The sequence below is a fragment of the Bacteroides sp. BFG-637 genome (assembly GCF_024793605.1).
In the GTDB taxonomy this organism is placed as follows: domain Bacteria; phylum Bacteroidota; class Bacteroidia; order Bacteroidales; family Bacteroidaceae; genus Bacteroides; species Bacteroides vicugnae.
Map to the genome: position 1 here is coordinate 2,178,174 of NZ_JANUPD010000002.1, position 26,140 is coordinate 2,204,313.

14 protein-coding genes and 1 pseudogene are annotated in these 26,140 nt (G+C 41.8%); 9 read left to right on the forward strand and 6 right to left on the reverse strand.

All coding sequences use genetic code 11. The features are described 5' to 3' along the window. Positions 1–91: 91 nt before the first annotated feature. Both NXX38_RS08610 and NXX38_RS08615 read left to right on the forward strand, forming a co-directional pair. Positions 92–1,444, forward strand: a complete 1,353-nt coding sequence (locus NXX38_RS08610) for a sulfatase (protein ID WP_217723555.1) — start codon at positions 92–94, stop codon at positions 1,442–1,444. A 37-nt stretch (positions 1,445–1,481) separates the two neighbouring features. After that, on the forward strand, positions 1,482–3,167 hold the full coding sequence (locus tag NXX38_RS08615) for an arylsulfatase (RefSeq protein ID WP_258979132.1): 1,686 nt from the start codon (positions 1,482–1,484) through the stop codon (positions 3,165–3,167). 144 nt (positions 3,168–3,311) lie between these two features. Here the strand turns inward: NXX38_RS08615 and NXX38_RS08620 are convergent, their stop codons facing one another. Next, a complete protein-coding gene (locus NXX38_RS08620) occupies positions 3,312–5,873 on the reverse strand; it encodes a hypothetical protein (protein WP_258979134.1) in 2,562 nt (853 codons plus the stop codon). Between the two features lie 230 nt (positions 5,874–6,103). Here NXX38_RS08620 and NXX38_RS08625 point away from each other — a divergent pair, with 230 nt between their 5' ends. The 5 genes and pseudogenes from NXX38_RS08625 to NXX38_RS08645 all read left to right on the forward strand — a co-directional run bounded on the left by NXX38_RS08625 (position 6,104) and on the right by NXX38_RS08645 (position 13,980). Then, positions 6,104–7,696, forward strand: coding sequence for an arylsulfatase (locus NXX38_RS08625; RefSeq protein ID WP_167511710.1), 1,593 nt, complete (start codon positions 6,104–6,106; stop codon positions 7,694–7,696). 16 nt (positions 7,697–7,712) lie between these two features. Further along, a complete protein-coding gene (locus NXX38_RS08630; protein ID WP_258979137.1) occupies positions 7,713–9,083 on the forward strand; it encodes a sulfatase in 1,371 nt (456 codons plus the stop codon). Between the two features lie 54 nt (positions 9,084–9,137). Then, entirely contained in the window at positions 9,138–10,514 is a 1,377-nt protein-coding gene (locus tag NXX38_RS08635) for an arylsulfatase (RefSeq protein ID WP_195648884.1), read from the forward strand. A gap of 34 nt (positions 10,515–10,548) precedes the next feature. Then, positions 10,549–11,929 (forward strand): annotated as a pseudogene (locus NXX38_RS08640) (sulfatase). Between the two features lie 530 nt (positions 11,930–12,459). Next, positions 12,460–13,980, forward strand: coding sequence for an arylsulfatase (locus tag NXX38_RS08645; RefSeq protein WP_195648882.1), 1,521 nt, complete (start codon positions 12,460–12,462; stop codon positions 13,978–13,980). Positions 13,981–14,084: 104 nt separating this feature from the next. On the opposite strand, the gene NXX38_RS08650 is transcribed toward NXX38_RS08645, so the two are convergent. From NXX38_RS08650 to NXX38_RS08670, 5 genes are all read right to left on the reverse strand, one after another. Further along, positions 14,085–15,899 (reverse strand): glycoside hydrolase family 2 protein, encoded by a 1,815-nt coding sequence (locus NXX38_RS08650; protein ID WP_195648881.1) that lies wholly within the window; start codon positions 15,897–15,899, stop codon positions 14,085–14,087. A gap of 222 nt (positions 15,900–16,121) precedes the next feature. Beyond that, entirely contained in the window at positions 16,122–17,222 is a 1,101-nt protein-coding gene (locus tag NXX38_RS08655; RefSeq protein WP_195648880.1) for a glycoside hydrolase family 105 protein, read from the reverse strand. A 71-nt stretch (positions 17,223–17,293) separates the two neighbouring features. Next, entirely contained in the window at positions 17,294–19,156 is a 1,863-nt protein-coding gene (locus NXX38_RS08660) for an FAD-dependent oxidoreductase (RefSeq protein ID WP_258979160.1), read from the reverse strand. An 11-nt stretch (positions 19,157–19,167) separates the two neighbouring features. Continuing rightward, entirely contained in the window at positions 19,168–21,882 is a 2,715-nt protein-coding gene (locus tag NXX38_RS08665; protein WP_258979168.1) for a glycosyl hydrolase 2 galactose-binding domain-containing protein, read from the reverse strand. Between the two features lie 340 nt (positions 21,883–22,222). Beyond that, on the reverse strand, positions 22,223–23,659 hold the full coding sequence (locus NXX38_RS08670) for a DUF6377 domain-containing protein (RefSeq protein ID WP_258979170.1): 1,437 nt from the start codon (positions 23,657–23,659) through the stop codon (positions 22,223–22,225). 397 nt (positions 23,660–24,056) lie between these two features. On the opposite strand from NXX38_RS08670, the gene NXX38_RS08675 reads away from it, so the two are divergent. Then, positions 24,057–24,398 carry a hypothetical protein gene (locus NXX38_RS08675; protein ID WP_258979173.1) on the forward strand — a complete coding sequence of 114 codons (342 nt, stop codon included), beginning with the start codon at positions 24,057–24,059 and terminating at the stop codon, positions 24,396–24,398. Between the two features lie 37 nt (positions 24,399–24,435). Beyond that, entirely contained in the window at positions 24,436–26,127 is a 1,692-nt protein-coding gene (locus NXX38_RS08680) for a glycosyl hydrolase 115 family protein (RefSeq protein ID WP_258979183.1), read from the forward strand. The last annotated feature ends 13 nt before the right edge of the window (positions 26,128–26,140 follow it).

Here is a 26,140-nt window from a genome sequence, read left to right on the forward strand (position 1 = left end):
CCTTTTTTAAAAGAAAACTTCTCTACTTTTGTTCTGTAGGTCAGTCATACAAAAAACGACAAGAAGTACAGTTAATTAAATCAAAATAGTTATGAACATCAAGAAACATTTGCCTTGGCTCGGAGCTTTGCTACCCGTGGTCAATATGCAGGCAGAGACAAAACCCAATGTTGTCATTATCTATATAGATGATATGGGAATCGGAGATATCGGTTGTTATGGAGGTAAGTTTGTCCCCACTCCGAATATTGACAAGATAGCGCAGGACGGATTATTATTCAATCAATATTATTCCTCGGCACCGGTCAGCTCACCTTCCCGTTGCGGACTGACAACAGGGACATTTCCTATAACACAAGGAATCAACACCTTTTTAAATGGGAAAGCTGCTAATAAAAAATGTGAGCAACGCAACTTTCTAAACGATAATGCTCCTTCTATGGCACGTGCTTTTCAGAGTGCAGGTTATGCTACCGGACATATCGGGAAATGGCACATGGGGGGCGGACGCGACGTGCGCAATGCCCCTTCTATTAGGAATTATGGTTTCGACGAATATATATCAACGTATGAAAGCCCTGACCCTGATCCGGCAATCACTGCTACCAACTGGATCTGGTCAGCTAAAGACAGTGTGAAACGTTGGAGACGTACCGAATATTTTGTAAATAAGAGTATTGACTTTGTCAAACGTCATAAAGACCAACCCTTCTTCCTGAATCTGTGGCCGGATGATATGCATACCCCTTGGGTACCGGAATTTAAGCAAAAAGAAAACAAAAGCTGGAATACGGAAGAAGCCTTCATTCCTGTTCTTGCTGAAATGGATAAACAGATCGGACGTTTTATCAAAGCACTGGAAGAGCTGGGATTATCAGAAAATACAATCGTGATTTTCACTAGTGACAACGGACCGGCTCCCAGCTTTCAATCCGCTCGTGCTGCTTATTTAAGAGGAACTAAGAACAGCCTTTATGAAGGTGGTATCCGTATGCCGTTTCTGATAAAATATCCCAAGAAGATAAAGGCCGGGCAAGTGAATAGCGAAAGCGTGTTGTGCGCAGTCGATTTATATCCGTCTTTGTGTGCAATAGCCGGGATTGCAACAGAAAAAGGCTATCAGGGAGACGGACAAAATTATGATAAAATTCTTTTGGGTAAGTCAAAAGCTAAACGTAAAACAGATTTGATGTGGGATTTCGGAAGAAATCAGTTCTTTAAGAAACCGGGAAACCCGAATGACAGAAGTCCTCATCTGGCTATACGCAGCGGTAACTGGAAGTTGCTGATAAATAGTGATGGAAGTGATGCGCAATTGTATGATATTGAAAAAGATAAGTTCGAGAAAAATGATGTAGCACAGTCGCATCCGGAAGTTGTAGCCAAGTTAAGTAAAAAAGTTTGTAAATGGTTTGAAGAGAATAAAGATAAAGGAAAAGAGTAATACAGTGAAAAACAAATTATAAACCAACATTAAACTTATGAATTCTAAATTATTACTATTGCCGACTGCTTTGATGGTTGCCGGTAATTCTGTAGCGGAAGCGAAAGGGAAAAAGTCGGATAAACGCCCTAATATTCTGGTAATTCTTGCAGACGATCTCGGGTACTCCGATTTGGGATGCTATGGTAGTGAGATTCATACTCCTAATTTGGACAAACTGGCACAAGAAGGAGTACGATTTAATCATTTTTATAATGCAAGCCGTAGTTGTCCGACGCGTGCTTCCCTATTGACGGGACTTTACCAGCATCAGGCCGGAATCGGACGAATGACTTTTGATGCTCACTTACCGGGCTATCGTGGGACACTCTCACGTAATGCCGTTACCATTGCCGAAGTATTGAAGGAAGCAGGATATACCACCAGTATGGTTGGAAAATGGCATGTTGCAGAAACTCCTCTGCGCAAAGATCAACGCGAATGGCTGGCACACCGTGTTTTCCATGACACATTCTCTGATTTGTGTCATTATCCTGTAAATCGTGGGTTTGATTCTCATTATGGAGTTATTTATGGGGTAGTGGATTATTTTGATCCGTTTAGTCTGGTAGAAGGTGAGGTACCCATAAAAGAAGTACCCGACGGGTATTACATCACACAAGCTCTTTCAGACCGTGCTGTACAGGAAGTAGAAGAATACGCAAAAGATGACAAACCATTCTTCATGTATCTGGCTTATACAGCACCACACTGGCCGCTGCATGCATTGCCGGAAGATATTGAGAAATACAAGGATACCTATAAAGTAGGTTGGGAAGCTATCCGTAATGCCCGCTACGAACGTCAGAAGCAATTGGGCATTTTCCCGGGAATGGATAATTTCTTGTCCGAACGTCAGTTTCATGACAAATGGGAAGACAATCCGCACGCGGAATGGGATGCCCGTGCCATGGCTGTTCATGCTGCCATGATCGACCGTGTAGACCAAGGTATCGGGCAGGTTATTGAGGCTTTAAAAAAGACCGGGCAGCTTGATAATACATTGATTCTTTTCCTGTCTGATAATGGGTGCAGTAATGAAGATTGCCAGAATATGACTGGTGGGGAGAACGACCGTCCGGATATGACCCGTGATGGAAAGAAAATCATTTACCCACGTAATAAACAAGTATTGCCCGGACCACAAACTACATACGCTTCATTAGGAGCCCGCTGGTCTAATGTGGCTAATACTCCGTTCCGCTTCTGGAAAGCTAAATCTTATGAAGGAGGTATCTGTACTCCGATGATTGCCCACTGGCCGAAAGGTATCAAAAAGAACATAGGTGGCATGACGTCTGAAATCGGCCATGTGATGGACATTATGGCTACTTGTATTGATCTGGCGGATGCAGAATATCCTACAACGTACAAAGGACATGATATTCTTCCTATGGAAGGAAAGAGTTTGCTTCCGATCTTTAAGACCGGACATCGTAAAGGACATGATTATTTAGGTTTCGAACACTTCAACGAACGTGCTTTCCTGTCTAATGATGGCTGGAAATTAGTTCGTCCGAAAAATAACTCTCAATGGGAATTGTACAACTTGAATGAAGATCGTAGTGAGCAACACGATCTGGCTGCTAAATATCCGGAAAAGGTGGCAGAGATGGCAAAGGCTTATGAAGCATGGGCGAAACGTTGTATGGTAGAACCTTATCCGGGACAGAAAAAGAAATAAGAATTATTTCATAGAAAATGGGTTTTATATAAAACAGATTAATAGAGGACTGAACAAATAATGGGGATGAAGGATTCCGGGTCAGGAATAACTTCATCCCCATTAATATATTCACATACTAACTTGACTAATCCGTAATAGAGATTATTGTTCTGTTTTGCTAATAGTAGAATACCTCATGCTTCCTATTTGTCCATCTTTACCCAGTGTTTCCGCTTGAATAATCAACGGAGTGGAATATTGATTATTATAACATTCAATCACCGCTTTCCCATTTTCATCAGCTTGTACGGATGGATTCCAGTATAACGTCCGTCTTTTATCTACTTTGTCCATATACAGCTCCTTGGTCGGGTAGGCGGGAGAATAATATTCCAATGGACGGGTATATCCTTGGATAACAGTTTGCCGGGTACCTAGTACCGCACTTTGGTTTTTATTCAATACATCGCGTCTGGGCAGGGGAATCAGGTAGAAAACACTATATTTATCCAGTTTGCTTATATCGACTCCTGTACTATCGGTCACCTCGGACATCTTTGTATTTTGGATGATGTCGTCATCAATACCTCCGGTACCTTTGCTAATGATGATAGAAGCTAATCCGTCCACCTCGGTCAGCATCATTTGAGTTTCTGTTTCAGACAAAATGTGATTATCCATAATATAGCAGATCGGTTTCTGGCGATACGTATGCTTGTCATTGGTACGATCCCAATAAAATTGCGGGCTCAACTTTTCCATTAATTCGGGAATGGTAGTGACAATCTTTCCATTATCGCGTAATACATCCACCGAACGGCGTACATCGTAATAAGCATCAATACTCTTCTCGCTGATCTTGGTAGCCATGTTACTTCCTTGCCGGCGTTTGCTTTTTATTTCCACCTCATCCAATACATAAAGTCCTTCTACCTTCCGGATAGAATCCATGTATAGAGAATCAAAACTCTCGGCTTTCTGTTGCCAGTAGGCCAGGTCTTTCCATTCCGGATGAAGCTCTTTGTAGCCGTAGGCCCGCGGAGCGGGGGAGAAATTACGGTCGATCAGGATAGAAGCATCCTTATTACGTTCTTTACCGACTTTCCGGGTTTGGATCACTGCCTCCGTCGTTCCTTCAAAATCTTCCACCGGAATGGTGAAACGACCGTTTTCATCGGTCACGGTTCCTCCGGTTATGAATTGATCGTCCTTCTTCACTATCACGCTAAGCGCAATATCTTTCAGCTTATTTTTGAGAATGGTTGATTTCACCTGCCCGTTCAGTGCCAATTGTGCTTCCGGCAATTGAAGCGGAGTGAAAGGAGCGGTAGAGATGGTCTGGTTCATGTCATATTTACGCCATCCGTGCACCATCAATAAAACATCCAGTTCGGTTTGCTTTCGCGGAGACGGGGATGCGAAGTAATAACCGGGTTGGTGGATATATCCTTTTAAATCGGAGGTTAACAGCAGATCGGTGAAAATATTGTTGTCATACTCCAGGTAATCCGACCGGATACCATCCCGGATGCTGACTGACAATTCTCCGGATACTGGTTCTCCCTTAGCATTCTTTACTTGCAATTCGCAACGAATGGGAGCGTAGGGAGCGTACACTTCTTTCAATCCTTCCGTCGATATTTGCAGGGGAGCACGCGGATTGGCAAAGACGAAACGTTCGCACAATGTATTACCTGCCCGGTTGATGAGGCTGACCTGCAGTACACCTGCCGGTAGTTTACGGGTGGGCAAAATAAACTCCTGCGGAGCATCTGCCCGGCAACTAATCAGCTGATGAATAGATGGACGCCCTTGATGACTGATAAATACAGCCAATGTGTCTTGAGGAGTGGCGGCATTGCAGGATACTCTCACCAAAAGGGCACCGGCATTACTGACAGTGCTTAAAACATACCCGTTGGGCAATGCCTGTGGAAGTGTGAATTCATATTTCTTTCCTTGAAAACTGACTTTAGCGATCGCGGGTTGAGCGGAAGGAGTATATTCAAAATGTCCCATTCCATCGTGCAAAGTTTCGAAAGAGGTGATCTCTGTTCCTTCTTTGGTATAGATCGTTCCCGATAATTCAATGTCCCCTCCATTCTTACTCTCCGCCTTGAAAGCGACTTGCGAAGTTACCCCCTCCACTAATTGTCCTCCTTCAGGGAAAAAACGCAAATTAAACTTCTCCTCCGTTTCAGACGGACGGTTCTTCATCGATGAACTTAGTTCGTAAGTCGTGATACTACGTTCCAATTTATCACTATTGGAAAGCTGATAAATAGGAAAAGTGCGCGAAAAATACTGTGGCTCATCGAAAGCAAGCATCCAGCGCGTATAGGCGCGTACCTCATAATAACCGGATAGCATTGAATGAGGAAGAATAAATTGCCCATTTCCTTCTCCCTGTGTCAGCTTGATAATTTGTTTATCTGCTATATGCCCTGTCTGGTCTACTAACTCCACATACAGAGGGCGGCTGATCAGACTGAAAGTCTGCTTTTCGGCAAGGGTGACATAAGCTTTGAACCAAATTGTGTCACCGACGTAATAACTCGTATTATCAAAATGTAAATACGCTTTCTCCCGTGGAAAGTTGTTGGCGAATGTTTGTGCCTGGTTCATATATTGTTGGAATATGACCTTGGCGGGAGGTACTTCTCCCCATGTTGCTATTAATGATAAGCAAAAAGAAAGCAGAAGAATAATTCGTTTGTTTCTCATTTCAATAGATTTTTAACTAAAGTACAAAGTTAGAGAAAATGGATCTAAAAATAGAAAACATATTGTTCAATAAAGGAAAAAAACTATTCATGATAGAAATAAAAGTACAGGAGCGTGTTGTATGCCTGTTTAGTATCACATATACCTGATTTTGTTCTTTATTGATTAGCATTTTTCCTTTCTTTTGCATAAACTTCTCTACTTTTGTTTTCCAGATAATTGATAATACTATGGTAAAGAAGAATTTCTTAATGACTGCCCCCTTACTGATGGCATCGTTTTGTTCGGCACAGGAAAAGCCGAACGTCGTACTGATTATGGTAGATGATATGGGTTATTCCGATATCGGCTGCTACGGTGGAGAAATACTGACCCCTAATATTGATGCGTTGGCATCCAAAGGAGTACGCTTCACCCAATTTTACAACACTTCACGTTCTTGCCCCGCCCGGGCCAGTTTAATGACAGGACTATATCAGCATCAGGCGGGCATCGGGCAAATGTCCGAAGATCCGTTTAAGCAAGAGAATCAAAAGAGTCCGAACGACTGGGGAGTGCCGGGATATAAAGGATTCCTGAACCGGAACTGTGTCACAATAGCCGAGGTCTTGAAAGAAGGAGGCTACCATACTTATATGGCTGGTAAATGGCATCTGGGAATGCATGGAGAAGAAAAATGGCCTTTACAACGGGGATTTGAACGTTTCTACGGTATTCTGGCAGGAGCTTGCAGCTATCTTCGACCATCAGGAGGACGCGGGTTGACGCTAGATAACACCAAACTTCCGACTCCGGAAGCGCCTTATTATACAACGGATGCATTTACTGATTATGCCATCCGCTTTGTTGATGAACAGAAAGACGATAAACCTTTCTTCCTTTATCTGGCTTTTAATGCTCCTCACTGGCCGTTGCAGGCGAAAGAGGAAGACATTCAGAAATTCACAAAGATCTATCGTGAAAAAGGATGGGATGAAATTCGTGAAGCAAGACGGAAACGGATGACTAAAATGGGAATTATTGACTCGAGCACAGAATTCGCCGAATGGGAAAACCGGAAATGGGATGAATTGACGGAGCAGGAGAAAGATAAAGTAGCCTATCGGATGGCTGTTTATGCAGCACAGGTGCATTGTGTAGATTATAATGTAGGAAAATTGCTGGATTACCTGAAGAAGAATCATAAACTGGACAATACGCTTGTCATGTTCCTGTCCGACAATGGTGCTTGTGCCGAACCTTATGCAGAATTAGGAGGCGGAAAAGTGTCAGAGATCAACGACCCGGCTTGTAGCGTATTCCCTTCTTATGGAAGGGCATGGGCACAGGTTTCCAATACTCCGTTCCGCAAATACAAATGCCGTTCTTATGAAGGAGGTATTTCTACCCCTCTCATCGTGTCGTGGAAAAACAATCTGAAGAATAAAAAAGGTGAATGGTGTCGTGTTCCCGGTTATTTGCCGGACATTATGCCGACTATTCTGGAAGCGACAGGAGCCGCTTACCCGGAAACTTATCACGGTGGAAACAAAATATATCCATTGGTAGGAAGCAGTCTTTTCCCTGCTATTCAAAAGAAAACAGACTCTTTGCACGAATATATGTACTGGGAACATCAAAACAACAGAGCGATCCGCTGGGGCAACTGGAAAGCGATCCGCGACGAAAAAGGAAAAGAATGGGAACTGTATGACGTGGTTAAAGACCGCACCGAACGTAACAATCTGGCAGAACAGCACCCTGAAGTATTGACGAAACTGGTTACCGAATGGGAGAAATGGGCGAATGCTAACTTTGTATTGCCTAAACATCCGAAGAAATAATTAGGAGGAACACAAAATGAATAAATTGCTATTGAGCGCATCCGTTGCATTGGGTGTTACCAGCCTGGCATATGCACAGCAAACGGAAAAACCGAACTTTGTGTTGTTTATAGCCGACGACTGTTCCCATTATGATCTGGGCTGTTATGGAAGTGTTGATTCGAAAACTCCGAATATCGACCGTTTCGCTACCCAGGGAGTACGTTTCACACAAGCCTATCAGGCTGTCCCGATGTCATCACCTACCCGCCATAATTTATATACAGGTTTATGGCCTGTACGTAGCGGGGCTTACCCCAATCATACTTGTGCCGATGAAGGAACATTGAGTGTCGTGCATCATCTGCAGCCATTGGGCTATAAAGTAGCATTGATCGGGAAATCGCATATCGCTCCGGAATCAGTATTTCCTTTCGACCTTTATGTACCTTCTTTGAAAGGAGGAGATTTGAATTTTGAAGCGATTCAGAAATTTGTTTCCGATTGCAAAGCAAAAGGAGACCCTTTTTGTCTGTTTGTTGCTTCCAATCAACCGCATACTCCCTGGAATAAAGGAGACGCTTCGCAGTTTAATGCAGATAAACTAACCTTACCCCCTATGTATGTGGATATTCCCCAAACACGCAAGCAGTTTACTCGTTATCTGGCAGAAATCAATTTTATGGATCAGGAGTTTGGCAACGTCCTTTCTATTCTGGATCAGGAAAAGATGACAGATAAATCTGTTGTCGTATATTTGAGCGAACAAGGCAACAGCCTGCCTTTTGCCAAATGGACTTGTTATGATGCGGGAGTACATTCTGCGTGTATCGTCCGCTGGCCGGGAGTGATTAAGCCGGCAAGCGTAAGTGATGCATTGGTGGAATACGTCGATATTGTTCCTACCTTTGTCGACATAGCAGGAGGAAAGCCGCAGGCGAAAATGGATGGAGAAAGCTTCAAACCGGTGTTGACAGGCAAAAAGAAGGAACATAAAAAATATTCTTTCTCCCTTCAGACCACGAGAGGTATCAATGCCGGATCGCCGTATTACGGAATCCGTTCGGTATACGACGGCCGGTACAGATATATTGTCAATCTCACTCCGGAAGCTACTTTTCAGAATGTTATGACGAGTTCTCCTTTATTCAAGGAGTGGAAAAGTCTGGCGGAAACGGATAGTCATGCGAAAGCTATGACGACCAGATACCAGCATCGCCCTGCTATCGAACTGTACGATGTGAAGAATGATCCGTATTGTATGAAAAACTTGGCGGAAGATGCAGGACAAGCCTCTACCATCAGCCGGCTGGATAAAGAATTGAAACGATGGATGAAGGATTGTGGAGACGAAGGACAAGCTACCGAGATGCGTGCCTTCGAACACATGCCGGGAAAGAAAAAATAAGCCGTCACATATCAAACGAATGAAACACAGAATGTTATTAATAAATCGTATATCATGAAAAAAGAATTTTTTGGTTTGCTTTGTGGATGTACTCTGCTTCCGGCATTTCTTCATGCACAGACAGAGCGTCCTAATATTGTGATTGTATTGGCCGACGATTTAGGTTGGGGAGATGTCGGATTTCATGGAAGTGAAATCAAGACTCCCTGTCTGGATGCTCTGGTTGGAGAAGGAGTGGAGCTCGAACGTTTCTATACCTCTCCTATCAGTACGCCTACCCGTGCGGGACTGATGACGGGACGTTACCCGAACCGCTTTGGTGTTCGTTCGGCTGTTATTCCGCCTTGGCGTGAAGACGGTCTGGACGAGAATGAAGAAACGATGGCCGATATGTTGGCACGCAACGGATATAAGAACAGAGCCATTATCGGTAAGTGGCATTTGGGACATACGAAGAAAGTGCATTATCCGATGAATAGGGGCTTTTCGCATTTCTACGGTCACCTGAACGGTGCAATAGATTATTTCGACCTTACGCGTGAGGGCGAATTGGATTGGCACAACGATTGGGAAACTTGTCATGACAAGGGATATTCTACCGAACTGATAACTAAAGAAGCTATCCGTTGCATCGATGCTTATGAGAAAGAAGGTCCGTTTATGTTGTATGTAGCTTATAATGCGCCTCACACTCCGCTGCAAGCACAGGAAAAAGATATTAAACTTTATTGTGATAACTTCGACAGTCTGACACCGAAGGAACAGAAAAAGGTGACTTATAGTGCAATGGTTTCCTGTATGGACAGAGGAATCGGAGCTATCGTAGATGCCTTGAAGAAGAAAGGAATAATGGACAACACTTTCTTTATCTTCTTTAGCGATAACGGTACTGCCGGCGTTCCGGGATCCTCATCAGGACCATTGCGTGGGCATAAATTCGACGAGTGGGATGGAGGCGTGCACGCTCCGGCTGTTCTCTATTGGAAGAAAGCAGAGAAACAGTATAAGAACTTGAGTTCGCAGGTGACAGGTTTTGTTGACCTTGTTCCCACATTGAAAGAACTGGTAGGAGATAACAGTCGTCCGAAACGTGAATATGATGGTATCAGCATACTCCCTGTATTGAATGGTAAGAAGAGCTGCATCGACCGCGATTTCTATCTGGGACACGGAGCCGTAGTCAATAAAGACTATAAACTGATCAGAAAAGGCATGAAACCGGGACTTGATTTGAAACAGGATTTTCTGGTTGATTATAAAACAGATCCTTATGAAAAGAAAAATGCCAGTGCAGGAAACGAGAAGATTGTGAAGGCCCTGTATCAGGTTGCCTTGAAATATGACACCATCACTCCTTGTATACCGGAGGTTCCATATGGTAAAGGCCGTGACGGATTCAAGGCTCCTAAAGAATGGAAAGTAGTACGTTGAATCTGTTAACCCTATGAATTGAAAATAATACAAGATGGAAAAATCAATGATTAGCATGTGCCTTTTAGGCGGATTGGCGATAGGGAATGGGTTTGCCCAAACTCCTTCGAAACCTAATATTCTATTAATCATAGCCGACGACTGCTCCTATTATGATATAGGCTGTTTCGGGGCTGTAAACAACAAGACACCTCATATAGACGCACTGGCGGAGCAGGGGATCAAATTCAACAATGCGTATAACTCCGTTTCGATGAGTACGCCTACCCGGCATTGTGTGTATACAGGTATGTATCCGATGCATCATGGTGGTTATGCAAACCATAGTGCGGTCAATGCTGATGTAAAGTCTCTTCCCACTTATCTAGGGAAACTTGGCTATCGGGTAGGATTAGCCGGGAAATGGCATATCAGGCCTTTGGCTAACTTTCCCTTCGAGAAAGTACCGGGATTTCCTGAAGGATGTACAAGTACAAACACTGACTATCATACCAAAGGTATCGAAAAGTTTATGGAGCGTGATGCTTCCCAACCTTTTTGTCTGGTATTGGCTTCTATCAACTCGCATGCTCCCTGGACGGGTGGTGACGCTTCCGTCTTCGACCGGAAGAAACTTCAATTGCCGCCACAATTTATTGATACGGAAGTAACGCGTGAATACTATGCCAGATATTTGGCTGAAGTCGGTTTGCTCGATCAGCAGGTGGGTGACGCTATGCAGATTCTGAAAGATAAGAATCTGCTGCAGAACACGCTTGTCATTTTCATCTCCGAACAAGGTACGCAATTTGCCGGAGCTAAATGGACGAATTGGAGTGCAGGGGTCAAGTCGGCGATGGTTGCTTCCTGGCCGGGTGTCATTAAACCGGGTGTGGAAACTTCTGCCATTGTTCAATATGAGGATCTTCTTCCTACGTTCATCGATGTTGCAGGCGGAGAAATTCCTGACGTGATAGACGGAAAGAGCTTGCTGGGTGTGTTTCAGGGGAAAACGAAGACACACCATAAATATGCTTATCATGTTCACAACAATGTTCCCGAGGGTCCGGCCTATCCGATTCGCTCCATTTCAGACGGACACTATCGCTTGATCTGGAATCTGACTCCGGAAGAAACATACGTGGAAAAACATATTGAAAAGGCAGAATGGTATCTCTCCTGGAAAGCACAGGAGTCGGATCAGGCACATAAAATATTGAACCGTTACAAGAATCGTCCTGAATTCGAGCTATATGATATCAAGAAAGATCCGTTCGAGATGAATAATCTGGCGGATATGAAGAAATATAGTAAGAAGAAAGCTGAACTGACGATGGAACTGCAGAAATGGATGGAAGCAGCAAAATGATACCGGAGCTGATAAAGACCAGCCACGCACCCCTAAGAACAGGCAGAAGAAAGCAGCCAATGCATAGCATTCCAACAATGCTATCGTTATTTGCTCTCTGAAAGAGATTTTATTTTTTTATTTCTCATTTCTCATAAAATCTCGATAATAAGCTTGTAATTAAATGTATATAGTATGAGAGATGTTTTTAAAACAGGCATCTCTCATACTTTTTATAGATATTTTAACGGAAAAAGGGCTTTCTCTCATACGTTTTTCAATCATTTCTCATACACTTCTCATCGAAATTGCACGGATGATGGGTACTGTAAACGCCTACATTGAAAACAGATGAAGAGCATTTTCCGTTCAAACAACCTGATGTCCTCCTGTTTTCCATTCGTTCTTGCCTTGTTATTGATAAAGCATCTGCATCGTTCCACTAGAGTGGCACAAACTGTTTACTAGAGTGCACAGACCTGTTCACTGGAGTGAAAGGGGGCGTTCACTGGAGTGGAACGAAAGAGATGGCAGTAGGATAATACGGGCATGCCGCTTGGAAAACATGAAGGCATAGGCGATATCACCTATTAACTACGGTTTTAATACATTATATATATGAATAAACTAATCACAATCTCTTCTGCACTTTTTGCAGTAACTGCTGTAAAGGCGCAAACACCCAATATCGTGTTTATATTGGCTGACGATTTAGGTTACGGAGACATCTCCGCCTTCAATCCCGAATCTAAAATCCATACTCCTAACATCGACAAACTGGCCGGGCACGGAATTGCCTTTACGGATGCCCATGCTTCCTCTGCTTTATCCACTCCTTCCAGATATTCTCTCCTGACCGGAAGATATCCGTGGCGTACCAAACTGAAACGAGGCGGTCTTAATGGTGATTCACCTGCTATGATCGACCCTGAACGTCGCACCATCGCACAAATGTTTTCAGCCAACGGATACAATACCGCTTGTATCGGCAAATGGCATTTAGGCTGGGACTGGGGATATACGGACAACGGCAGAAGCATGAAAGATATCGATTTCTCGCTCCCGATCAAGAACGGACCTACCGACAGAGGATTTGACTATTACTTCGGCATCCCTGCATCACTGGATATTTCTCCCTATGTTTACGTGGAAAACAATAAGGCAACCTCTATCCCCGATCATGTGATAGAACCCCAGAAAAAGAACCTGGCTTTACTGATGCACGGAGGAATGGCAGGAGCTGACTTCAAACCGGAAGAATGTTTTCCCAACATCATCCGTCACAGCCTGAACTATATCAATGAGCAAAAAGGCAGTAAGAAACCATTCTTCTTATATTTGCCTATTACTGCTCCTCACACACCTATATTGCCTTCGAAAGAATTTCAGGGTAAAACCAGCATCGGTCCCTATGGTGATTTTGTAGTCATGATAGACGACATGGTGCGCCAAATTGTAGAAACATTGAAGAAGAATAAACAACTGGATAACACCATCATCGTATTTGCTTCGGACAATGGCTGTGCTGCCTATATAGGCGTCAAAGATATGGAAAGACAGGGGCATTTCCCCAGTTATATCTACAAAGGCTATAAGAGTGATATTTATGAAGGCGGTCACAGAATACCGCTTATTGTCTCCTGGAAAGGTAAATACGGGAAAGAGACAAACAACTCTCTGGTTTCGTTGATTGACTTTTATGCTACCTTTGCCGAAATGCTTAACCACAATTTGGAGACGGAAGAAGCCGTCGACAGTTACAGTATGTGGCCGATATTGAGTAAGAAAGGCACTTCCACCCGCAAAGACTTGGTGCATGAAGCAGGAGAGGGGTATCTGTCTTTACGTACTTCCCAACTGAAACTGGTATTTTACGGAGGCTCCGGTGGGTGGACATATCCCGTTAAACCGGTTGATGTAGCTAAGTTCCCTCCGATGCAATTGTTTGATATCGTGAAAGATCCTTCGGAAAAAGAAAATATCATCGGTGATAAACGTTATGAGAATGAGGTGAAAGAGATGAAACGGACTATGAAGAAATATCTGGAAGAAGGACGCTCTACACCCGGTGAGAAAGTATCGAATGATACGGAGAATAGCTGGAATCAGGTAAAGATCTTCATGCAGGAAGAAGAGTAAGCCCATCGGGAAAAAATGAAAACATAAAAAAACAGCCCCCTGAATATAGACCTTCAGAGGTGCTGTTTTTAAATTCAACAAGGAAAAGAGTATTATTCTAATTATTATTTATTCAGAGAGTTACAGATTTTCTGGTTGATTTCCCTGATTTTAGCTTCATCCATTTTGATTACTTTACGGTCGTAAGTGAGCAGACCGTTGATTTCACCTTCTACGTCTGTTGTCTGAGTATATACGGCAGCAGAGAATCCTTTTTGGATCAATTCCAACAGATGTCTGCCATATTTGATGTATTCGTTGGTTACTTCGTCCGATGTATTGAACTTCACATAACCCCAGTTTTTCTTGTCATTCACCCAAGTGTTTCCTTCTACTACAAGGCCGATACCTCCGTACTCACCCAATACGGTAGCACGTCTCGGATCGTAAAGGAACATGTTTGGGCCCGGATAGTGGTGAAGGTCGAGAATATCGCCACAAGTGTAGTGATTACCACCACTGGCAGGATTCACCAGTCGGCTAGGATCGTATTCTTTGGTCCACGCTACGATTTCCGGAGTTTTGAATTGGCCCCATGCTTCATTGAAAGGTACCCATACAGCGATACTCGGATAAGAGTACAGACAGTCGATGATTTCTTTCCACTCTTTGCGGTAGTTAGCTTCGGAAGCAGCAGAGCGAATCACTTCTGTACCGTTGAAATAGTTACGTGCTTGCCACTGTGGGCTGGGACCACCGTTCGGCATATCTTGCCATACGATCAATCCCAACTGGTCGCAATGAGTGTACCAGCGTGCAGGTTCTACCTTAACGTGTTTACGTACCATGTTGTAGCCGAAGTCTTTTGTTTTCTTCAAGTCGTAAACCAAAGCTTCGTCTGTCGGTGCAGTATATAAACCATCAGGCCACCATCCCTGGTCGAGCGGACCGAATTGGAAATAATCTTTGTTGTTCAACTGCAGGCGAGTGATACCATTCGGACCCTTGCGGATAGAATATTTACGCATAGCAGTATAGCTCTTTACCTGGTCGATTGCTTTTCCGTCTTTATACAGAGTCACTTCCATATTGTAAAGGAAGGGAGAGTCCGGAGACCACAGTTTAGCATTAGCAGGCATTGCCAGTTCAACGGGTACTCCGTTCAACGCTGCACCTTTGGCTACAAGGTTCTTGCCGTCGAATACTTTTACTTCCACTTTGTCAGCAGAAGTTGTGTTGGCAGCAACTTCTACCTTAACAGAGTTATTATCAATATTAGGAGTAGTTTTCAGATTAGCGATGTATTGTGCTGCCACCGGTTCCAACCACACTGTTTGCCAGATACCTGTAACCGGAGTGTACCAAATGCCATGAGGATTTGCTATTTGTTTTCCTCTGGGTTGTTCGCCACGATCTGAAGGGTCCCATACTTTTACTACCAGATCATTATTGCCTTTATTAAGTACGGAAGTGATATCGAAATAGAAAGGAGTAAATCCGCCTGTGTGTTCACCTACCTTTACGTCATTCACCCAAACTTCTGCTTTCCAGTCTACTGCTCCGAAGTGCAACAGGACTTGTTTGCCACGCCAGTTGGAAGGAACGTCGAAAGTGCGTTGGTACCACAGTTCCTCTTTCTCGTTTATCATTTTGCCTACACCTGATAAAGACGATTCTACAGCAAAAGGAACCAGAATGTCACCCTGGTAAGCAGCAGGTGCAGGAGTTCCCTTCTTTGTGATTGCATATTTCCAAAGCCCGTTCAGGTTTTTCCAGTCACTACGTTCCATGATAGGACGCGGATATTCCGGCAATACATTTTTAGGATCGAGCTGTTCTCCCCACGATGTCTTGATTTTGTCACCGGCAGGTTTCCATTGAGCAAAAGTCGAACTGCATAGAGCCAATGCAAGTAGCATTGTTAGAAAATTCTTTTTCATGTTCATGGTATACATTATAATTAGTTATTAGATATAAATTCCATAAGAAGGAACATTGCAAAGAAAGTGGAATTTAAAGAGAATAAAGGAAACTTGCCGTTCAAAAAACAGCAAAATCTCTTCTTTTTTGCCCCAAAAAGCCTTTTGGTGCCTGTTAAAGTCCCGACAAAGGGCAAAACAACAACCTTTATAGGGTGTTTCTAGAATTCTCGGCAAGTATTATTATTCTAAAAGAGCGGCAGCGCACCAAAGATAGGGAGCCTGTCCATGGAAGTCTCCTGTACGGCGCGGGCGATCATAATAATATTGTTTGTCGTTTTTCTTATTGGTTCCGATGCACACTTCTTTTACATCATTCTCATCATTGATATATCGAACTAAAGCTATCCAGGCTTTGCGGGCGACTGGCGCATATTCTTTTGCATCCAACCATCCATTCTTTACTCCTTTGATGAACGCGAAAGTGAACATGGCCGATCCGGATGTTTCGGTCCAGCAGTCTGGCTGATCGATCAGCTGATTCCACAAACCTTCCGGGTTACGATATCTTTTCAGACTTTCCATCATTGTCCGGAACCCTTGTAGAATACGAGGACGGTCTTTGTGCTTTTTGGGCAGACATTGAAGTAGCTCTGCCATACCTGCGGCTACCCATCCGTTCCCACGTCCCCAATAGTACGGCACATCCGGAGCATGATAGAAAAGACCATTCGGGCGTTGTAGTTCATCCAAATACATCACCATTTCTTTAGCTGTGCGATCAAGGTATTTTTTATCTTTAGTCACTTTATATGCTTGTGTCTGTACAATGGTTATCATGTACATATCATCAATCCATAGGCGAGTTTGCCATGTATAACCTTTATCAGCCCATCCCTTTTGCTTTATTGTTGCATTTTCCGGGATTTCCCATTGAGTGTCGGCATAAGGCATTCCTAATTCCTTATATCGTTTTTCCTTGGTGATCCGATAAAACTCTAAAGGCAAACTTCCGAACATATTTTGGTCAACATGAGTCATGGCAGGCAATATTCTATTATCGGTAGTGAATAGAGGCTCAAACTTTTCTTTCAGCATTTGCGTGAGTCTCTTATCCTTGGTGATTGTTGCAAACTTAAGAGCACCGTTCCAACTACATGTTTCCGGATAGCCAATCCATTTGTTTGCATGAAGGAGATGCTTGGATTTTACAAAACGAGATGCCAGACGCTTGCCTATCTCGTCGGGAGTGCTACCATCAGGAAAGTTTTTTAATGCACCGGTTTGGGCAACTAAGATTTGGATAGGTAGAAGACATAAAAGAAATAATGCTTTTTTGTACATAATAATTGATTTTATTCTATTAAATATTTTGCTTTTGGAGATTGAATCCCTTAATTAGAACGGTAACATTGTTATAGGAAAATCTGATCGTAAATCTGTTGCAGCACCTCTATTCTGGGCGTTATTCCCGGAGTAGCCTGGAGGCTGTGTCCGCACAACTTACTCCACTTCCGTAATGTCTCATTGTCTATTGCGTCCTGTAAATTCGCCTCCCATTCAGGTAGATACCCTCGTAATCCCATATATTGTACTAGAGGGAAATTTGCATCTTCCGGTTTTATATCACGGTAGTAAACCAGAGTTGCTTTTTGGCGGATTAGTAAATCTTGCAGCATGGTTGTATCTATATCACGTACAGATACTCTGCAATCTATTGCAAGCGAGGCTGTTATTCCTGCTGCTTGTCCTAATGCCATCCAGCAAGGTTCCATTCGTAGAGTAGAAAATCCTATGTGTGAACCGGATACGGGTACAGGAAGTAATAGATTGTCTATGTTCCGGGGAAGGATTACGCCCAATGGTACAGTGTATACGGCTGTGGGGTAACTGATAAAGCCATCCAAGTGCACTCTACCTGTTTCTCGTTTTCGGGCGGCATGTGAGTCAAGTGCATAATGACTTGCAGTAACACTATGGGGATGCAGAGGAGGACGTTTTCCTTGTTCAACCGGTAAAGCGTCTTTGGCGGTGAAAAAATAGACACCTTCAAAGCGCCTTCCTTCGCGCACATAAACCTGACGTGGAAAGTTTTCATTATCTTGATATTCGTCTTTAGCTAATCCCCACTTTGCTATATCTTTACGAAAATGTTCGGGAAGTGCCGGATCGTGTTGGGCAAACCAGAACAAGCCCAGTGTGTAGTCTTTCAAGCGTTTGGCGAATTTGTCCCGCCATTCCCAGGAAGAAGTGGGCCAAGGCCAGTTTTCTTCAGGCAAATCGGTGGAAAGGAAAGCGGCATGCTGATTATTACCATCCACTTTTTGATTGGGCAATTTCACCAGGCTACTTAACTTTTTAATACCCCAATTATCTCCCGGTAGTTTGGTGCGGTTTCCTTGTGCAATATGCCGGCGGTTTTCTTCCATCATTTCGTTTGTCACTTTCGACATAATTTTTTGCGTGTTTTTTCCGGTCCATACGTCTTCAATGAGTGAAATATATTCATCACGATTGTAAGACTCCGGTTTTGGGAAAGGAATCTGGTTTTCCGGGTTGTTTGTCAGGCAAAGACGATAATTGTATGCTTGTATTGCATTATCGGATTCTCCTGTACTGTCTTCTGACGGTTGGCTTTTCCAATATTCGTAAGTTCTCCCTGCACCGGGTTCTCCATACTCTTCCTTACTTTCTCTGCCGACACGGAAAGGTACACCGGCTGCAGCTCCCAAGTCTCCTTCATAGGTAGCATCTACAAAGATCTTGCCTTGGTACAGTTCTTTTCGTCCATTTTCACGATTTAGTACACTAATGTTTTCGATATGTCCGTTTTTGACGTTGATATTTTGATGCGCTGTATCAAACTGACGCATAAGAAGAACGGTTATCTTATCTTTATGTTCGTTCAACATTTCCTGATAAATGAATGCCGCAACGGAGGGTTCGAAGTGGAATCCGTCACTACAATCTTCTACTTGCCGGGAGTTCTCTCCGTAATGTTTGATGTAGTATTGTTTCACTTTCTTCGTGAATTCGGCAAACAAACCGGTAGTAGCTTTCCGGGTGGCAATGTCTGTTGCTCCCAATCCGTTGGCAGGAAGACCGCCAAGATGGTTGGTGCGTTCCAGAATAACAGAGGTCTTGCCCTGTCTTGCAGCAGCAATTGCTGTCATTATACCACCAGGATTGCCTCCGACAATAACTAAGTCAAAACTATTCTGTGCGAATAGGTTCCAGCTTATTATTAATAAAAAGCCAAGAATGTAGATTCGTTTCACGTTGCTTATCTTTATTTCAGTTTATACTTTTGTGCATTTGTATTCCAGCCTTTCAGCGTCAATACTGCTCCATCTTTCAACTTCTCTTTTGCAGTCTCAATGGTTACCGTTTTCTTTTCACCCGGCATCAGAGAGAAGAAATTGTCTGTATAGAACGACGGACGTATCGGACTCATATTTGAGTTCAGGAATTGCAACTGGTTAAAGAAAGCAATCTGACCGGATGCATTTCTCAAAGTAATATCTACAAAGTAGTTAGTATTATCTTCTCTTACTTTATAGGTAAGTTTCACTTTTGCCTGCTTCAGTTTACTCAAATCCTCGAAACCTGAAGCTGCCGGACCGGTCAAAGTCTTACTACCTTCATATTTGTCATTAGAACGCCAATAGAAGTTAGAAGAAACATCTTTTCCTTTCTCATCTTTCAAAATCAGCTTGATAAAATGGACTTGAGATATACTTTCCGGAAAACGAATGGTCAATGCATCGTTCACCACTCCATCCGAAGGCAGATTCACAGTAGCTGATTCTTCGAATACTTTCCGACTGTTAATGTCATACACCTGTGCTGTCACCTTGTAGTTCTTAAATTCACGGTAATAATCATTCACTACAGATACCGTATTTTTCAGATAGTCAAACTGCGCATGCAATGGCTCTAATGAGTTAGCTGTATGATAAAGCGACGCTGTCGGTTCCAAAGACCAGTCCCACATGCGGGAAGCCACTTGAGGCATGGAGCAGTTATGATACCAGAACAGTAGTCCGGAACAGAACCGGTCACCGTAATCCAGTTTATTGTAGTTCCATACTTCCCAGATACTCTTCGAATTAATAGCACCCAACAATTGTCCTTTCTGTGCAAACTCATCGATGGAAGAGGATTTTCCGTAATTATTCACCAAGTCTGTATACATAGTGCTCATCAGATGGAAACCATTTCCATCCAGATAATCCCATACTTCCTTATTGATCGGCCAAAGGTCTTTTTCATCCATCATTTCCCGAAGGATTTCCACAGTCGGGAGAGTAGGCGCACCGTATTCCGGATTAAACCCGTCTACTCGACTTCCTCTAGGAGAGGCTGTATTTTCATAATGCTGCATCGGATTTACCTGTTTGTAAGGGCTGCCATCATGCACTCCTTCACATTCGGACTGCATCTGGAATCCACGTGTGCCATCCAGTTTATTCAGTAATTCAGGAGTACCTGTAACTTCTGTACTTTCATTGGAAGCAACGTAATAAGCCAAAGAAGGATGATTGCGAATACGTTTTACGGTAGATTCCACATTGCTCATATAGAGAGCTTTATCATGCGGATGACGAGTGTCACCTGTCATCCAGAATTCCTGCCATACCAACAGTCCTAATTCATCACACAACTGGAAGAAGTAATCGGATTCTGCGATACCACCTCCCCACATTCTCAAAAGGTTGACGCCCGACTGACGAGAATAACGTAATTCAGCATAAGTACGCTCATCCGAAGTTCTCAACATGGCTTCCGGTATCCAGTTAGTGCCACGGATAAACAATCGTTTACCATTCACATAAAAGACACGTGATTTGTCTGGAGTCTTTCTATCCGAAACAATTTCTCGAATACCAAATCTTGTTTTCACTGAATCACATTCTTTACCATCAACTGACACTGTCAGCTTCAGGTCATATAAGTTTTGTGGTCCTTTATTGACAGGCCACCAAAGTTTTGGCGAGTTGATGATAAGTTGCGGAAACTCTTCAGGAGTGAAGGTAGCTATTTTTTCTTCTCCGCGTATCAGCCGGAAAGTCTTTTCGAAAGTGATATTCTCACCCACAATTTCACCCTTTACCTTGCAACTGATTACCCGATTATTGGTTGATGGATTGATAATTTCAACTGATACAGTCTCACAAGCCTGGTCATAATCGGGCTTTCGCAATTCAGATTTAACAAAAGGATGGCGCAATGCTACTCTGCCTGTAGCATAAAGGGAAATATTCTTCCATATACCTGTATTACGGTCACGAATACCATCCATAAACGTGAAATCCCAGCCCACAGTCATCAGCATCGTAGTATTCAAACCAATGTTACCGTTTCCACCGTTATGAAATTCACCGGCTGCTCCCCAAGACTTTGGCTTTGTACTTCCGGGAACATCTACCGGGTAGACTTTTATGGCCAGTCCGTTGCTCTCTCCGACTTTCACGAAGTCTGTGACATCGATATAGTCTTGAATGAACATGCCGTTCATTGTACTCAACAAGTTACCATTCACCCAAATTTCCGCCCGATAGTTAATACCATCCAACTGTAACCAGACAGTCTTTCCCTTAAATGACTGCGGAACTGTAAAATCTGTACGGAACCAGTAGGTATAAAAATCACGTCCGGTTTTAGAAATATCCGGTATCAATTTTGATTCAATCTTATTATTGATTCCATAATAAGGCTCCGGATATTTTTTATTATACACCAAAGAATTCAACACTGTTCCGGGCACGATAGCCGGCATCCAATTTGCAGTTGCATAATTGGATAACGAGATCTTCTCGCCGGGGTCTGCTGCATCTCCTGCTTTGATCATTTTCCACTGATAGTCACCCTGATGACCAATCTCTGAATCGAGCCAAAGATGTTGAGTATCTCTGGCATTGTTTATTCTATTTTGTCCGGTTGCTATTGTTGTATAGATACATAATAGATAAATAGAAAATAGAACTTTAATAGAGCTGTGCATATTCATTATATTTTTCACGGTTTTAAATCTAAGTTATTCATTTTCTGTATTCATTAGAATGTAGGCAAATTTAAAGATTGTGGACCGGATAAGAATGGGGTATGTCTATCGTATAATGAAAATATAGGTTTGGTTGAATGGCATTGTTTTGATAATCAAAGAAATAACAATATGATGATATGCAAAAATATAGGCTCTTGCATATAAATATATGGAAGTTTATAAACCTATTTTTTTGACATTCTCTTCAAAATCCTTGGGTTCTGTTGCTTTATTACGGGTGCGCACTCTGTAATTGTATACCGTGTTTACTGAATACCCTAAAATAGTAGAGATTTGCTCATTTTCTGTAATTCCCAAGGCGTATTAAGGCAAAAATTCGTAAAGTAGAATTCAATGAAGACTTGTTATCTATTACGAATTGATCTTCAGAATGAAGCAATGCATTAAAACTTTCTACGAATGTAGGAAATAAGGACAGAAAAGTCTGATCAAAATCTGCAAATGTATTTTTTCTGTTATATTCCTGATTCAGATTATGAATCATTGAATAAAGAGAATCGTATTGTTTATTATCCAATTTTTGTTGGCCTACCAGTACAAACTTATCCAGTTGGTTGACAAGTTTGAAAGTTGCATCCAGATAATGTCCTATATATGAATTTTTGATTCTGTTTGCTTCTGCTAATTTTGCATTTAGTTTTTCCTGCAGTTCCCGTGAACGGCGAAGACGTTTCATTTGTATCAGAATGTAGATTATAGAGACAATTAGTATAATTGCAAAAACAGAACTTAGTATGAAACTGTCTTGGAAGGTTTGTCTTTTTACCTTTTCAATATCAAGTTTTTCTCCGACAAAAACAGGTAATAATGTTCCGATTACATTCATTCTATGACGTGTTCCGTAGAAAGTGGCATCTTCAAAAGCTTCATTTATATAATCGGAAGCAAGGTCCACATCATCTTTATAATAATAAAGTATAGTTGCCAATCCTCTTAAAGATACAGATTCATTGATCGCACTGCGAATATCATTGATGGCTGCTTGTACATAATATTCAATGGCTTCGTCGTTCAGTTCCAACTTATAGTCAATGAATGCCATCGTCGACAGAAGTATAGAAAGTGTTTCCGAATCTGTCGTATCGCATAGATGCAATGCTTGTTGATAGAATTGTTTGGCTTTTTCTACTTTATTCTCTTTGAGAGCAATTTTCCCTTTTACATAATATATAGTAGATGAATCTGTCAAATGTGATAAACTCTTGTATAATAGTTCATTTCCTAGTTTATTATATTTCGCAGAAAATACATCATCCTTTGTATAGTCTGCCAGATCATGATAAACACGGCCGAAGCTGATATAATAATTCGATAGCACGACGTCAGGTAATGCATCTTTTTCAATTTGTATTGAAGATAGAGTGTCGATAGCTTCTTTAAAGAACCCTCCACGTGCTAGGATATAGCCTAATTGAGTTTTGGCACTAATTTTATAACCTGATGAGTTTAGTTCATTGGCTATTTTACACAACTGTGTGGCATAGTGATAAGCAGAATCAAAAGAATATAATTTGAACTCATTGTATAAATTCATATATTCTTTAAATATATCTTCTTCATGCATAGCATTTTCATTGGTATGAAGAAAATGCTTAATGGAATCTACACGTTCTATTTTTTCTTGACGGTACGTTCTTTTTTGCTGCAATACGGGCGATATTCTTTTTTCGATTTCTTTTTTATTTCTTACTTGTTTTCTTTGAGAACATCCCATGTAAAATAGAGAAGTAAGGATAAAAGATATCATAAAAAAAAATGAAACCGTATTTCTGTTTAACTTTTTGCATAGATTCTGATGTAAGTATACTGGAGGTTATCTAATATGAGTACTTCCGCAAAAATATATAAAAAAAACATATAAAGGTTGTTTGTGTCTATATTATATATAAAAAAGAGTAGTATATATTCTGTACAGATATGTATAAAACCCTATATTTTTGCCTTAATCTTGTTTGTTAAGTAGTTGATTATTAGTAATTATTCTTTTTGAGAAACCTATATTTTTATTATACGATAAACATACTTCATTTTTATCCAGTTCATAATTTTTAAATTTGCCTCCACTTCAATAAATAGGATGTTAATGACTTGAATTTAAAAATCGTGAGACTATGAAGAATTATAGTAGACTGTTTGTATCGCTTCTGATTATGCTGTCTTTTATTTCCATTTCATCGTTAGCAATAAATGCTAACTCATCTCTAAATTTAAAAGATGGTAACTTTCAGATTGTGGTATCCGGTCACGAAGTTGAACCTGTGAAATTGGCGGTGGCAACTTTATCTAAAGACTTTGAGAAAGTGATGCATTATAAACCGGAGATTTCTCAAAGGGCTGATAATGCAAAAGGGATAGATATTGTAGTTGTTAATGAATCTACGGATGATCTGTTAATTGATAAATTACTGCTTCGCTCTTTAGATGGTTTTGAATCCCATAGGAATTTATTGTGATGTGTTGAAGAGACGGATATACATCCATGGAAAAGATATGCGGGGCACTATTTATGCCCTTTATACATTTAGTGAACAGTTTCTTGAAGTGCCGGCATTATGGTATTTCTCGTCTTGGGAACCACAGTATAAGAAACAAGTAATGATTTCTTCAGATTTTGACTATTATCAAAAGTCTCCACAAGTTCGATATCGTGCATGGTTTCCTAATGATACAGATTTATTTGAGCCATGGAGGAAGCTGTCGAAAGAAAATGATGAATTGTGGCTTGAGACTATGTTGAGGCTGAAACTTAATACTGTAGAATTAGAAGCGACAGTAACATACCCTGATTATAAATTGAATAGTCGAGCTGCATTATTGCGTAAATATGGTCTGATATTAACTTCTCATCATCACGTTGCTTGTAACAACAATCTGATGAATTGGGAGGGCTATTGGCGGACAGTGCGTAAAATGGAACCGCCTAAGTTATTATTGTCTGATGAGGAATCGTTGCGTGAGTTCTGGCAGTATAGCATTGAAACTGTGTGCCGTGATAAACAGGAAAATCTTTGGCAGATTTCTTTCCGTGGAATTAATGACCAGCCTTTTTGGGCAGCTTTCTCTGATGCTCCGGAAACGGATAAGGAGCGTGCGGAGGTTATTAACCGTATGATCCGTATTCAACTGGATATGATAAAGGAAGCAACAGGTGAAAAAGATCCTTTTGTTCGTATGACTTTTTATGATGAACTGTCTGATTTATTAGCCAAAGACTATCTTCAGCCACCAACGGGTGAGAATATGCTTTGGACATTTGTGGCCGGGCGGAGAGACCATTATCCTTATGATGATTTGGTTGCCTTTGATACAAAAAAGCAAGTGAAGCTGGGCTATTATATGAATCTTCAGTTTACTTCTACCGGTGCTCATCTGGCTCCGGCCGAAGGTCCGTGGAAAATGGAGTTTAATTATCGATATGTCAATACTCGTGGACCGCTGACTTTCTCTGTTGTCAACGCAGGTAATTTGCGGGAATTTGTAATGGAAATGGCTGCCAATGCTCGTATGATGTGGGATATGCAGCTTTATGATACTGATTCGTTTTTACTGGATTTTTGTACGCAGTACTTTGGAAAGAAACATGCCGCTAAAGTTGCTAAGCTTTATCATGATTATTATTATGCTTATTGGCAGCAGAAGCCTTCTGCATTTCCAAATATGGAACGGCAGTTTATTTTTCAGGATTTAAGATATTCACGTGTATTCGATCAAATAGGAAAACGTTTTCAGGATTTTTCTCCCAATCCTTTGTATGATATAGGATTTGAACGGATACCGGGACGGACGTTTCGTATTGACGGAAATAATCAAGTTGACTCTTTAATTGCAGGAATGGAGAGAGCTGTATTTCGTTTTGGTGAAGTTTCCCGTCGTTGTGAGGATCTTCTGAAACAACTTCCTTGTCAAGATCAACGTTTCTTCAGGGATAATCTGGCAGCTCCGTGTCATTATATGGAAGCCTTAAGCCGTTCATTATATCATTTTGTTCTTGCATATAAAAATACTGATGAACGGGTTGAAAATCTGGATGCTGCAATTAGGCAGTTAGAGGAAGCTCGTGATACGCTCTATGCTACTCAAGAAGGCGTATTTGCTACTTGGTATACTGGGGATTCGTTCAACGGTAAATTCAATATTCCCGCTAAACTAAAGTTATTGTATAAACTACGTAAAGAGATTTAATAACAATTTATAT

Excerpts from the sequence above, each read along its gene's own strand:
- NXX38_RS08610 (WP_217723555.1), top strand. The coding sequence starts at position 92 with ATGAACATCAAGAAACATTTGCCTTGGCTCGGAGCTTTGCTACCCGTG.
- NXX38_RS08615 (WP_258979132.1), top strand. The coding sequence starts at position 1,482 with ATGAATTCTAAATTATTACTATTGCCGACTGCTTTGATGGTTGCCGGT.
- NXX38_RS08620 (WP_258979134.1), bottom strand. The coding sequence starts at position 5,873 with ATGAGAAACAAACGAATTATTCTTCTGCTTTCTTTTTGCTTATCATTA.
- NXX38_RS08625 (WP_167511710.1), top strand. The coding sequence starts at position 6,104 with ATGGTAAAGAAGAATTTCTTAATGACTGCCCCCTTACTGATGGCATCG.
- NXX38_RS08630 (WP_258979137.1), top strand. The coding sequence starts at position 7,713 with ATGAATAAATTGCTATTGAGCGCATCCGTTGCATTGGGTGTTACCAGC.
- NXX38_RS08635 (WP_195648884.1), top strand. The coding sequence starts at position 9,138 with ATGAAAAAAGAATTTTTTGGTTTGCTTTGTGGATGTACTCTGCTTCCG.
- NXX38_RS08645 (WP_195648882.1), top strand. The coding sequence starts at position 12,460 with ATGAATAAACTAATCACAATCTCTTCTGCACTTTTTGCAGTAACTGCT.
- NXX38_RS08650 (WP_195648881.1), bottom strand. The coding sequence starts at position 15,899 with ATGAAAAAGAATTTTCTAACAATGCTACTTGCATTGGCTCTATGCAGT.
- NXX38_RS08655 (WP_195648880.1), bottom strand. The coding sequence starts at position 17,222 with ATGTACAAAAAAGCATTATTTCTTTTATGTCTTCTACCTATCCAAATC.
- NXX38_RS08665 (WP_258979168.1), bottom strand. The coding sequence starts at position 21,882 with ATGCACAGCTCTATTAAAGTTCTATTTTCTATTTATCTATTATGTATC.
- NXX38_RS08670 (WP_258979170.1), bottom strand. The coding sequence starts at position 23,659 with ATGGGATGTTCTCAAAGAAAACAAGTAAGAAATAAAAAAGAAATCGAA.
- NXX38_RS08675 (WP_258979173.1), top strand. The coding sequence starts at position 24,057 with ATGAAGAATTATAGTAGACTGTTTGTATCGCTTCTGATTATGCTGTCT.
- NXX38_RS08680 (WP_258979183.1), top strand. The coding sequence starts at position 24,436 with ATGCGGGGCACTATTTATGCCCTTTATACATTTAGTGAACAGTTTCTT.